Source organism: Polynucleobacter sp. AP-Melu-500A-A1 (assembly GCF_018882125.1).
Taxonomy (GTDB): Bacteria; Pseudomonadota; Gammaproteobacteria; order Burkholderiales; family Burkholderiaceae; genus Polynucleobacter.
The window spans coordinates 407,418-419,674 of the sequence record NZ_JACVOZ010000002.1; the positions used below are offsets into that span (position 1 = coordinate 407,418).

The window sequence follows — 12,257 nt, forward strand, 5'->3', positions numbered from 1 at the left end:
CGCTTACTGTAAGTAAGGAGTAGGATTCACTGGCTTACCGTTAACGCGCAATTCAAAATGCAGTTTTGGAGAATTGGTATCGGTGTCACCCATCTCAGCAATCTTCTGCCCTTTGCGTACATTGTCACCCTCTTTTACCAAGAGTTTGCTGTTATGCGCGTAAGCCGTAAGGTAAGTGTTGTCGTGCTTGATGATGATGAGATTGCCGTAACCACGCAAACTGTTACCCGCATAAACGACATTGCCATCGGATGCTGCCTGAATAGATTCACCAACCTTACCGGCGATATCAATTCCTTTATTTTTATCACTAAACTCATCCGTTACTTTGCCTTTTGCAGGCCAAGACAAACGAATTCCAGGCTCAGCAACCATTTCAGGTTTGCTCGCAGGTGTCTTACTTGTATCTGCTTTGGGAGAATCTGTCTTATCAGGATCAATCGTCTTTGCTTCAATAGGTTTGCTCGATTTTGCACTTGCTGGCGGCTTGACCAAAATTAAGTCACCTACTTCAATCACGTTTGGATTGAAACTTGGGTTAGCTGCAATATTCCACTGGGCCACATCACGTGGTGCTTGACCATTATCTAGAGCGATTCTCGCTACAGTATCGCCTTTCTTTACCCGATAATAGCCAGGAGGCGCTGGCTCATAAGACGGAGATGAACCTGCACTACGATCTGTCACAGTTGCTGGTTTAGTGCGAGTTGAAGAACATCCTACCATCAGCACCATAGAGGCACTGATCACCATTAGGATGGTAGATTTAGTAAAAGATTTAGGCATTGATGGAAATAAGGGTTTCATACTACCCCTGATTGTAAGGGGACAAAAAAGACCTCGTCTAGAACGGTTCTTTGATAGCGCTGGGAACTCATTCTTTCGACTAGAACCAACTGCTGCTCTTTTTCATTTCTAGCTACTGGGGCAACCAAGCGCCCACCAATAGCCAACTGATCTAACAGAGCATCTGGAATACCCAGTCCAGCAGCGGCCAAAATAATCCCATCAAATGGCGCGGCTTGAGGTAAGCCCAAGATGCCATCACCATAAATTAAACGTAGATTGTTAATCCGAAATGGTCGCAACTTAGCTCTAGCCATGTCATGCAAGGGGCGAATGCGTTCAATGGAATAGACCTCCTCCGCTAGCAAACTCAAAACTGCGGCTTGATAGCCGCAACCAGTACCAATCTCCAGTACTTTGCCTAATTTATGTCTAGGCTTATGGAGTAACTCAATCATGCGCGCCACAACAGAGGGTTTAGAAATCGTTTGCTGATGTCCAATCGGCAGAGCTGAATCTTCATAGGCCTGTGCATGCAAACCCGCATCCATAAAAGCATGGCGTGGCACGGTTGCAATTGCTTCTAGCGTTTTGCCATGCTTGATACCACCAGCATGGACCTTTGCTGCTAATGCTTGTCGATAAGCAGCAAAACGTTCTGTAGGAGCCTTCAACCGCGATCCCAGCCGTTATCACGCATCGCTGCTAAACGGGCATGATGCGTTAGATCCAACTGCATTGGTGTAATCGAAATGCAGCCTTCATCGATCGCATGAAAGTCGGTACCTTCAGAGTTATCTTTGACATTCCCTGCAGCACCAATCCAGTAAATCTTTTCACCCCTTGGACTATCTTGCACGACTACCGGTTGAGAATGGTGACGATTGCCCAAGCGAGTGACTCGCCAACGGTAAAGGTCAGCATAAGGACGATTGGGAATGTTCACATTGAGTAGTGTTGCAGCGCCATCTTCGCGAGCCAATTGGGGGCTAGCGAGCTTAGATACCAGCATTTGCGCAACGATATCATGTGCCGCTTTGGCAGCATCTTCAATACGATTCCAGCCGCGATCAATTTGTGAAAAAGCAATGCCGGGTACTCCAAACATCACACCCTCTACAGCTGCTGCCACCGTCCCTGAGTACAAAACATCCTCACCCATGTTCTCGCCTTGATTAATTCCAGAGATCACCAAGTCAGGTTTCTGATCTAAAAAACCAGTCATCGCAACGTGGACACAATCGGTAGGAGTGCCGTTAATAAAAAAGAATCCATCACGCTCTCCTCCTGCAACACGGTGAATCGACAGCGGGCGAGAGAGAGTTAGTGAGTTTGAAGCACCGCTATGATTTTGCTCTGGTGCAATCACAGTAATGCGGCCCAAAGGACGAACAGCCTCAACCAAAGCCAAAAGACCTGGGGCTAGATAGCCATCATCATTAGAAACCAAAATATGGGGCTGATGATTGCTCATAGAATCATTGCACTTTCGATCTTCTTAAATATTGTTTGCTTGGGTTAAAGCGCGGCCTCTAAACCAACCATAGATAACCGGTAATACCAAGAGCGTGAGGATCGTCGTAGTCACCATACCGCCAACAATCACGAGGGCCAGAGGACGCTGCGCTTCTGAACCGATGGAATGCGATAAGGCTGCTGGCAAAAGACCTAAACCAGACAACATAGCTGTCATTAATACCGGTCTTACGCGTAATGCAGCACCTTCTACCATGACGTCTTTCATCGAGCTATGTTCCGTGGCTGCTGTCTTATTAATAAATGAAATCAAAATGACTCCATCTTGAATGGCAATACCAAAGAGCGACAAGAAACCAAAGAATGCCGAAATACTTAAGGTCTCTCCTGCTAGATGCAAAGCAATGACTCCACCAATAGCAGCGAATGGCACATTAATCATCACAATAAAGGCATCTCGGAAGTTACCAAAGGCGCTCACTAATAAGAGGAAGATTCCCAGTAAAGCCAAGGGAACAATCAACATCAACTTTTTCTGTGCTTGTTTCATTTGATTAAACTGACCATCCCAGCTAATCGAATAATTTGGCGGCAAAGTAATATTTTTCTCTACTAAGAATTGTGCATCTTCTACAGCACTACCCAAGTCACGATTGCGTACGCTAAATTTAATTGCAATATAGCGCTTGCCTGCTTCGCGATAGATAAAGAATGGGCCATCAGTTAACTGAACACTGGCAACCATGGCTAAGGGGATAGATTTTCCATCAGCCGAATCTACCAATAAGCGCCTTATATCAGCCACATCATTGCGGCTACCTTCATTTAAACGAATCGCAATACCAAAGGTCTTTTCATCTTCTAGTAAGTTTGTCACTGCAGCGCCACCAATCGCATTGGCTACTACAGTTTGGATATCAGTCACATTAATGCCATAGCGAGCAGCACGGTCACGGTCAATCTGGATATTCAAGGTAGGTTGACCCAACTCTTTTAAGATACCCTCGTCTGCAATGCCAGGCACCTTCTTGAGCTGATCAATCACCTCATGTGCTTTTTGATCTAAAACTTCAAGATCGGTACCATAAATCTTGACGGAGTTTTCGCCCTTAACACCAGATAAGGCTTCATTCACGTTATCTTGAATGTATTGCGAGAAGCTATAAGTAATGCCAGGGATCTTGTTTAGCTCTGTTTCTAAATTGGTGATTAAGTCCTTCTTAGTTGAGCCTGGCGGCATAGTCTCGGGGCTCTTTAAGTACAAGCCATATTCCTGGTTAAATACACCGGTCGAATCTGTGCCATCATCTGGTCGCCCAATCTGAGCTGCCACCTTATCGATTTCTGGCTGCTTTAAGAAAGTTCCGCGGAGTTGATCGGCCACTTTTACGGAGTAATCCAAATCCACGGTATTAGGCAAGGTCACGCGCAACCAAATATTGTTTTCTTCCAGAGTTGGCAAAAATGCCGTGCCAAGCCGTGTCATGCTCAAGAGAGTCAGACCCAATACAAATACTGCTACAGCAAAGACTGTTAATGGACGATCCATCCATTTTCTTAGGAGCGGCTTATAGCTACCCAAGATCTTGGTAATAAATGCTGGTGGTTTATGGGCAAGGTTTTCACCAAATACCAAAGAGACCATGGCCGGTAAAAAGGTCAGACTTAAGACCATTGCTGCAATTAAGGCAAAGCCCATCGTAAAGGCCATCGGCTTAAAAATAATACCTTCGACACCACCCATAAAGAATAATGGTGAGTAAGCAACAATGATGATGCCGGTTGAATAAATCATTGCGCGCTGAACTTCACTGGTAGCCAATACGATGCTTTGATTTAAGCGCTTACCGCCTTCCTCTAGGTGTCGCATCACATTCTCAGTCAAAATCACCGCCGAATCGACGATCACACCAAAGTCAATCGCACCTAGGGAAATGAGATTGGCTGGAACACTCCAGATATGCATCTGAATAAATGACACACACAGCGCCAAGGGGATAACTGCTGCTACCACTGCTGCTGCACGTAAATTACCCAAAAAGAAAAACAGCACCGCTAAGACCAAAGAGATGCCAAAGAAAAGGGTGTGCTTAACCGTACCGATAGTGATATCGAGTAAGACCTGACGGTCATAGAATGGTTTTACTTCAATGCCGGGCGGCAGCACATGTCTATTAATATTGTTCACAGTATTGTGAACGCGGGCCAAAACTTCGGTGGCATTCTCGCCACGTCGCAAATACACAATACCTTCTACTGAATCAGGATTTTCATTAAATTGGAACATGCCAAGACGAGGTGCATTACCAATCTCTACTCTTGCGACATCCCCTACCCGAATCGGCACACCATTATTGATGGTAATCACAACTTGCTTGATGTCTTCAATATTTTTTAGTAGGCCAACTCCGCGAACTACAAACTGCTGCTCTCCTGCAGGCAATAGGCCACCACCAGTATTGCTATTGGCATTGGTCAAGGCTGCAATCATCTGTGTTACAGAAATGCCTTTGGACTGCAAACTCTCAGGACTCACAATCACTTGGTATTGACGAACTTTACCGCCAAATGATGAGACATCAGCTACGCCCGGCGTCTGCTTGAGCTCCTTATAGATCTCATAGTTTTGCAATGTCTTAAGCTGCGTAGATGAGGCGTAATCCGAGCGCACTTCATAGCGCATGATCTCGCCAGTAGCATCTGAATCAGGACTAATGCTAGAGGTCACTCCTGGCGGAAAATCGACATTTGCCAAGTTGCTAATAAAAATCTGGCGAGCCTTAAACGGATCAGTTGTATCGTTAAATTTGAGAGTAACAACAGAAAGTCCAAATAATGAAACGGAGCGGAATGCCTGTAGCCCCGGAATACCCGCTAAGGCATTTTCAACAGGAATAGTGACCTGCTGCTCTACCTCGGTAGTACTTCTACCAGGCCATTGCGAAATCGCCTGAATCGTGAGTGGCGCTACTCCGGGATAAGGCTGAATTGGCAGCTTGCTTAAGCTGAACATTCCCAGCCCAAGCAATGCGATCGAAGCAAAGATGACAAGCACGCGCTTCTCAACAACCCCTCGAATAAAGGAGGTGAAAATGCTCACTTAGTCCTCCTGTTTAGCAAAGCGGTCATTCAATAACACGGCGCCTTCAGCGAGTACTTTCCAACCTTGCTCAACACCCTCAGTAATAGCAAAGCTCTTACTATTTAAGTCATAACCTTTTACAGGTACACGGCGGAATGTCTCATCACCGACTTTGATGATGGCATAGCGTGCTTCACGAATACGCACAATTGCCGTTTGCGGCACCACAATCGCATCAGCCGTACCAGTAGTCAGTCGAGCAGAAGCAAACATATCGGGACGTAATAAATCATCAGTATTTTCAACATCAGCACGAATTAATAAGGCGCGGGTTTGCGGATCAATTGTTGGCGCAATGTAATTTGCGTAAGCCACAAATTCTTTATCGGGATAAGCCTCGAGTTGCAAGATTAACTTTTGGCCTTGTTTAATCATCCGAAAATCTTGTTCAAAGACATTCCCTAGGAACCACAGATGTTTAGGGTCCGCCAAAGTAGCCAATACATCACCTGAGCTTACCGCAGCACCAGGCTCTACATTACGTTTTACGACAACGCCTTTGAGTGGTGAACGCATCACTAGATTGGCCTGAGTCTTGCCGGAATTTTCAATCGCCTTCACATCACCATCGCTGGCACCAAGATTTCGCATTCGGTTAGCGGCAGCATCTTGTGTGAAACGTGCATCCTCTAATAAATCAGTCATCGACTTATTTGCCACCAAGACCTTAGCGATTTTGGATGAGAGCAAATACTCTTGTTGAGCTGAAATAAAATCAGGGCTGTAGAGCTCTACTATGGGAGATCCCACATTCACTTGCGCACCATCAAAAGCATAAATGCGCTCTACCCTACCTGGTGCACGCGCGGATAACACTTTGGAACGTTCTGCATTAAATGCCAAGCGCCCTGGAACTTTAATATCAACCGGTACCTGAACTTTTTCAGCAGATTGAAAAACATAGATCTCTGGGTTGAGCTTAACTCCAGGAAGTTTTAATTCGAGCACGCCGCTTTTTTCAACCTTGAGCGCTTTATCTGAGGTTTCAATTTTGACAGTGCGATTTACGTTGGTCACACGCCCCAGCACAATTCCAAGCGAAAGAATGGCAAAGGCAAAGGCAGCCAAGCGAACACGATAACGATTAGTCGGACCCAGATTCCAATAGAGCCCAGCTAAACTGGCAAATGCGAGTTGCGAACGATGAGATAAGTGCGACCCAGCTTTATGAAAGTGAGGCTTGACCTTCTCATAAAGACTTTTCAATTGCGAAAGAAACTTAGTGATCAAAACTGCTCCTTAAAAAGGTTCTTTACCAGCGGAAACATACAAAATAGCTTGCGCTTGCATGAGATTACTCTCAGCTTGCGCCAATCCAATCTCTAAATTACGCAGTTGAGTCTGCGCAGTCAACAAATCATTAAATCCTTGGCCATTATTAGAGTATTGAGTCAGACCCACCTTATAGGCTGCATCTGCCTGGGGGACTTGGCGATCTCTCAAAAACTGAGTTTGGTTTCTGGCTTGCTCATAAACAGCGTAGGCGGTATTGACGCCCAAGACAATTTGTTGACGATTCGAAATATTGCCTGCCTCAGCTGCTGCTTGGCTACGTTGAGCCTGCTCTACCCCGTACTTCTCCTTAGTAAAGAAATAGAGCGGAATAATTAAATCAAATTCCAATTGATAAAACATCGCACCGTTATTGGGAGCAAATGGCCCACGAGGAGTATAAGAGGAACCGATGACTTGAAAGTCAGGCAAGTACGCTTTCTTCGCCAAGTCAACACCTTTACGAGCTGCCTCCAGTTGTAGCGAAGAGCTCTTCAGTGATGGGTGACTTGTCTCTGCATAATCTTCCAACTCAACTAAAGTGGGGACATTGTTCAGAGCACGACGTACGTCGGCACGTAAAACCAATTTTTCTCTCGCGTGACGACCTACTAGAGTATTAATAGTTTTAATTGCCACGTCTAACTGACGCTCAGCATTAAATTGATCAGCCTGCGCTGCACTTTGCGCTACTTGTGCATTCAGGTATTCAACATAAGCGGCAGCATTATTAGAATATCGCGCTTTAGCTACGTTCTTAATCATTTCCAAGCGCACAACTGAGTCTCGTAAGACTTGTAACTGCTTTTGAGAAGCTAGCGCACTATAAAATAAGGAGGATAGTTGTGCGCCCAGTTGCAAATAGCTTGCTTCACTCTGAGCCAATAGGGCTTCAGCGTTAGTGTTGGCAATATCAGAAGCCAAACTCTTCTTGCCAGGAAACTGGAATGGTTGTGCAAAAGAAATAGAGTTGTTGTTGCTAATGCCAGACGGGTTTTGAGCCGTTGGTGCATTGGCACCTCCTAAGGCAAAAGGAGAATTCGATGGCATACCAGACCACACCAAACCAATCTGAGGATTTGCCGGAGCAGCAATTTGCGGAACCGTTGCTTTAGCGGATAAATAGGACTCACGCAAAGAAGCTAACTGTGGATTATTAAGCTTGAGCTCGGTCCAGAGCTGACGCAAATCCATCTCTGATGGACCTGTTGCTGCTGGCATGGTATAAATTTTGGTAGTGCTAGCAGGAGTGGGTGGCAGCAATGATTCTGTTGGCTTACCATTCTTATCTAGTGCTGGAGCTTGTGCACCAATCAAAGGGGGTGCACCTAATGTATTACTCTGATCTATTTGCACTAAGACGCTACCGGTCACAGGCGCGGCAGCAATTTCACCTATTTGCGCAAATACTGGAAAAGAGGGGATGCCAATTGCAAAAGTAGTGAGTGTCAGTTTGACAATCCTTTTGTATGGGTTTACTGCACGAGTTTTGTATGTGCCGAGAATCAACAAATGCGGCCGCCTCTAAATCAATAAAAATGCAGTTTTTACAGCCTCTGAGGCAGATTTGAATCTCTTGAACGCCTGCATCAGAGGGTTTTAAGGATTATAGGGTACAAAAGGCAAAAGTCGAATTATTGACAATCGCTATCTTATTGATTCCAAAGATAATAATGAAAAACTGAAGCAATCTGAGACTTAAAACTCAGCATGAATCCTAAAAGATAGGATATTTACTGGTCCACGAGCGGAGTTATATGCTGGATTACTAATGTGTTGGAAGTTCAATCCACCTAAAACATTCTTCACGATCAAGGTGTTGTAATAAATTTCGGCAATGCGCTCGGGGCGATAGCTAATCGTCTTGCCTGGACCAGCATAGTCACCAATGAAATAGGAAACGCCGCCAGCTTGTAAGTAATTTTTACGATTGCTAGAGAGGCCATTTTGCATCATCGAAATACCGATACTGTCACTAGGACGATCCCAACTTGTACCATTCATACCCATACCAACAGAAATAGAGTTGTCCGCTTCTGTGAAAGACATGGTTTCAGTATGGCCATCGGATGTGAATGCGCGACCATAGACACCCATGTCTTTGGTTAATGCTTGTTCACCATGAAGACCCACACCCGTTTTGTATTGGTAATTCGTACGAACATTATTAATGGCTTGTGTACCTTGTGCATTATTGGCATTAATGTAATTGGTAGCATCCTGAAAACGCGACATGATCATTTTGTTGCGATAGGCAAGCACACTAACCTTACCTGGCAGATCGGCAATATTGTGCTGACGCTCAATTTCAACTTGATCACCATAAGAATTAAAAATTTGCCAATTGAGATCTCGACCATTAGGACTCTTAGGCGCCAACATGCGAGAAGCACGCAATACCCAATGATCCAAATACCACTCGCCTGCTAAGCCCCAGCTGTAGCCGCGGGCATCGGCAGCGTAGTCATATGCAAGATATGTCATATTGCCCCAGTTCATAAACTGAACACGGGGATCTTTTGCATAACGACTGTCATCAAAAATATCTAAAGTAGAAAACTGACCTGCAGTGATGACTACCCGGTTACTACTTACGGTCTGCGCGATTTGATTAGCATCATCCTCTAAGAGTACTTTGCTTCCCTCTTGATTAATCGTTTGGCGCACAAAGGCGCGTGCAGAATAAAATTTTGCCTGTGCGCCACTAGCTTTAGTGGCTTCACCGTTTGTAAATCCACCAAGACCCAATAAACCAGAAAATGGCACGCCCGAGACTACTTCAGGATTAAAGTACACATCCGTATTGGGTGCTAAGCGTGCGCCGAAAAATAAAGTCCCCGACCAGGTGTAGCTCATGGATTTCAAAGGATCCATACTATTTTCACCAGAATAGGAGGCATTGAAATTGTTGTAGCGCTGATTAATATAAGTGGTTTGACCGTGAAAATTTACTGGCAACCCAAAAAGCTCACCCTCTGTTGGCAACCAATGAATATCATCAGCAAAGCTAGCAATTTGATCAGCCCCTGATCCTGCTTTTTGCGCAAATGCAACTGCACTTAAAAGAGTGCAGAAAATGCTCAACAGGAGAGTTAGATATAACTTGCGGGTCATTCACGATTTCTGGTTGAGTTGACGATGCATAACGCAATGACAACATGCCGATAGTAAAAACGGGCAGCTCACAGCTTGAGATTGAAGCCCAAGGGTGGTGCAGACCAAATTATCACCAAAAAGAAGCAATTTACCTAGTCTTTATGTCGAATTGGTGACGAATGGGGGATGGCATGTGCGGATATACCACTTTGTAGAGGAGTGCTTGAGGGCTGTTAGCGCTTCAAATCACGATAAAAATTTTCATGAACTCCATATCCCATCAGCACGAGCTGATTACCATCAAGGCTTACGGAATAAGCCAACAACATCTGCTGCTGAAGATGTCTAAATTTAATAACCTGAATGCCCGACAAGTCACCTTTTTTCATTTCCCCTTTAAATGGTTCGGCAATGATGGACTTAACTGCTCTATCCAGAGTCTTTTTCTCGGCGGGGGATATTTTCCTAATTGCCCTATCGAATCTAGGGGTTGTTGAAACGATCATCCGAATTTATAAGGATTAAGGTTTCCGGCTTTTACCTCTTCAATGCTTACCAACATATCCTGAAGCATTTGAACTGGCAAATCAGGGTTCTCCTCCGCTACCTTGCCCAAACGAGCCCAGTACTCAATTTGCTTAGGAATGGATCGATGCATTGCCATCGCATAAGGCTTTGCATCCTCGACCAAAAGGTCGGATAACTTAATCGCTGTAGACATGATGCCCCCTTCATTATGGGATCAATTTAACACAAAAGGTTGCAATTTGCAACTTTTTAAACTATCTCCACACAGAAGCAACTTATCCAGTCTTTATGTCGAATTGGTGACGAATTGAGCGGAAGATTGCCTCAAAACAACTTAACCAAATAAATCACTATGACTACCAAGTCTAGCAAGACGCACAATTTCTGGATTAGGTTTCTTGTAGATCAGGAGGACATCGGGCTTGATATGACATTCGCGATGCCCAGACCAATTTCCAATCAAATCATGATCTCTCAGCTTGTTGGGCAACACCATATCCATTATTAAGAGATCTATTACATTTAGCAGAAGCCTCTCTATATCCTTTTTATGTCTTGAGTTTGCATGAATACGTTTAAAGTCCCTTTTAAATATGGATGATCTTTCAATCATCCGCATTCAAATCCACCATTAATGCTTTACTTGTTTTAAAACGCTTACCCCTTCCAGATTCGAGCTCAGCAATTGCTTTTTTAGTAGTGGAATTAGGCACCTTTACTGTAAAGGGCAGTTGCTTCTCATCTGCAATTCGCAACATCAGCATTCGTATCGCATCCGAAATAGATAAACCCATCGCCTCAAGGGCATCCGATGCTCTATTTTTGGTCGCCATATCAATCCTGGCGCGCACATAGGTATCTGAAATAGTCATCACTATTCTCCACTGAATCCTAAAAATGAATCTGTAGTCACATTGAGACTACAGTTTAACACAATTTGACCAATAAAAAAGGGGCTTAATAGCCCCTTTTTTTCTCAACCAGCAGTAGTCCAAGCTTAGGTTAGCGCCGATCCATTAGCGCCCTGGCCAAAGTGCCGGCATCAACATACTCGAGTTCACCACCGACGGGAATGCCTCTAGCTATTCTGGTCACTTTGATACCTTTTACTTTGAGCACTTCGCCGATGTAATGGGCAGTAGCTTCACCTTCACTCGTGAAGTTCGTGGCAAGCACTACTTCCCGAATAGCAATTCCCGTATCGGGACTTTCTATACGAGTAAGCAGACGATCAAAATGAATTTCGTTGGGGCCCATACCGTCTAAGGGTGAGATGCGACCCATCAGAACAAAGTAGTTGCCTTTAAAGCTGAGCGTCTGCTCAACCATCACTTGATCAGCGGGTGTTTCCACAATACACAGCAATGCAGGATCACGACGCTCATCTGAACAGGTAATGCAGATCTGCGTTTCTGAAAAAGTATTGCATCGTGCGCAGTGGCCTACATTCTCCACTGCTTCACCCAAGGATTGGGCAAGCACTGCGGCGCCATTGCGGTCATGCTGGAGTAAATAAAAAGCCATGCGTTGTGCAGACTTAGGACCTACTCCTGGCAATACACGCAATGCCTCGATCAAACGACCAAGGGCATCTTGAGGTGCTTCATGACGCGCCATTAATTGTTCAGATCCTTAAAAGGGAAGCTTAAAGCCAGGAGGCATTGGCATGCCTGCAGTAGCGCCCGACATCATTTGCGCGCTAGCCGCTTCTACTTGCTTAAATGCATCTGTATGGGCAGTCACGATGAGGTCTTCCAACATCTCACGATCATCCATGGCGCCCGGATCAATTTGCACACGCTTGAGTTCGTATTTGCCAGAGATCGTAACCTTCACTAAGCCGCCAGCAGCTTGCCCAGTGACTTCGAGCGCAGCCAATTGCTCTTGCGCTACTTTCATTTTCTCTTGCATCTGCTGCGCCTGTTTCATGAGGCCAGCAAGTCCACCTTTCATCATC

12 protein-coding genes and 1 pseudogene are annotated in these 12,257 nt (G+C 45.0%); all 13 read right to left on the bottom strand.

Annotation, left to right across the window (positions count from 1 at the left end):
* Positions 1–3: 3 nt before the first annotated feature.
* Positions 4–807 (bottom strand): peptidoglycan DD-metalloendopeptidase family protein, encoded by an 804-nt coding sequence (locus ICN38_RS05415; protein ID WP_255562721.1) that lies wholly within the window; start codon positions 805–807, stop codon positions 4–6.
* Positions 804–1,427 (bottom strand): annotated as a pseudogene (locus tag ICN38_RS05420) (protein-L-isoaspartate(D-aspartate) O-methyltransferase); the annotation flags it as partial. The pseudogene ICN38_RS05420 and the gene ICN38_RS05415, both read right to left, overlap by 4 nt.
* A 29-nt stretch (positions 1,428–1,456) precedes the next feature.
* A complete protein-coding gene (surE, locus tag ICN38_RS05425; protein ID WP_216255941.1) occupies positions 1,457–2,260 on the bottom strand; it encodes a 5'/3'-nucleotidase SurE in 804 nt (267 codons plus the stop codon).
* A 24-nt stretch (positions 2,261–2,284) separates the two neighbouring features.
* Positions 2,285–5,362: an efflux RND transporter permease subunit gene (locus ICN38_RS05430; protein ID WP_370624366.1), complete on the bottom strand. Its 3,078-nt coding sequence runs from the start codon at positions 5,360–5,362 to the stop codon at positions 2,285–2,287.
* Positions 5,363–6,634 carry an efflux RND transporter periplasmic adaptor subunit gene (locus tag ICN38_RS05435; protein ID WP_216255943.1) on the bottom strand — a complete coding sequence of 424 codons (1,272 nt, stop codon included), beginning with the start codon at positions 6,632–6,634 and terminating at the stop codon, positions 5,363–5,365. It lies immediately after the preceding gene.
* 9 nt (positions 6,635–6,643) lie between these two features.
* Complete coding sequence (locus tag ICN38_RS05440; protein WP_216255945.1) at positions 6,644–8,188, bottom strand: TolC family protein; 1,545 nt, start codon at positions 8,186–8,188, stop codon at positions 6,644–6,646.
* A 186-nt stretch (positions 8,189–8,374) separates the two neighbouring features.
* Positions 8,375–9,790 carry a carbohydrate porin gene (locus tag ICN38_RS05445; protein WP_216255947.1) on the bottom strand — a complete coding sequence of 472 codons (1,416 nt, stop codon included), beginning with the start codon at positions 9,788–9,790 and terminating at the stop codon, positions 8,375–8,377.
* Between the two features lie 215 nt (positions 9,791–10,005).
* The gene (locus ICN38_RS05450) at positions 10,006–10,278 is read right to left on the bottom strand and encodes a type II toxin-antitoxin system RelE/ParE family toxin (RefSeq protein ID WP_216255948.1); all 273 of its coding nucleotides are present in this window, start codon (positions 10,276–10,278) and stop codon (positions 10,006–10,008) included.
* Entirely contained in the window at positions 10,275–10,493 is a 219-nt protein-coding gene (locus ICN38_RS05455; protein ID WP_216255950.1) for a ParD-like family protein, read from the bottom strand. The genes ICN38_RS05450 and ICN38_RS05455 overlap by 4 nt, the downstream gene beginning before the upstream one ends.
* 141 nt (positions 10,494–10,634) lie before the next feature.
* On the bottom strand, positions 10,635–10,919 hold the full coding sequence (locus ICN38_RS05460; protein WP_216255952.1) for a type II toxin-antitoxin system YafQ family toxin: 285 nt from the start codon (positions 10,917–10,919) through the stop codon (positions 10,635–10,637).
* On the bottom strand, positions 10,906–11,175 hold the full coding sequence (locus tag ICN38_RS05465) for a type II toxin-antitoxin system RelB/DinJ family antitoxin (protein ID WP_216255955.1): 270 nt from the start codon (positions 11,173–11,175) through the stop codon (positions 10,906–10,908). Before ICN38_RS05465 ends, ICN38_RS05460 begins: the two co-directional genes overlap by 14 nt.
* A gap of 127 nt (positions 11,176–11,302) precedes the next feature.
* Positions 11,303–11,917 carry a recombination mediator RecR gene (gene recR, locus ICN38_RS05470; protein ID WP_216255956.1) on the bottom strand — a complete coding sequence of 205 codons (615 nt, stop codon included), beginning with the start codon at positions 11,915–11,917 and terminating at the stop codon, positions 11,303–11,305.
* A 15-nt stretch (positions 11,918–11,932) separates the two neighbouring features.
* Positions 11,933–12,256: a YbaB/EbfC family nucleoid-associated protein gene (locus ICN38_RS05475; protein ID WP_216255958.1), complete on the bottom strand. Its 324-nt coding sequence runs from the start codon at positions 12,254–12,256 to the stop codon at positions 11,933–11,935.
* Position 12,257 lies beyond the last annotated feature (1 nt).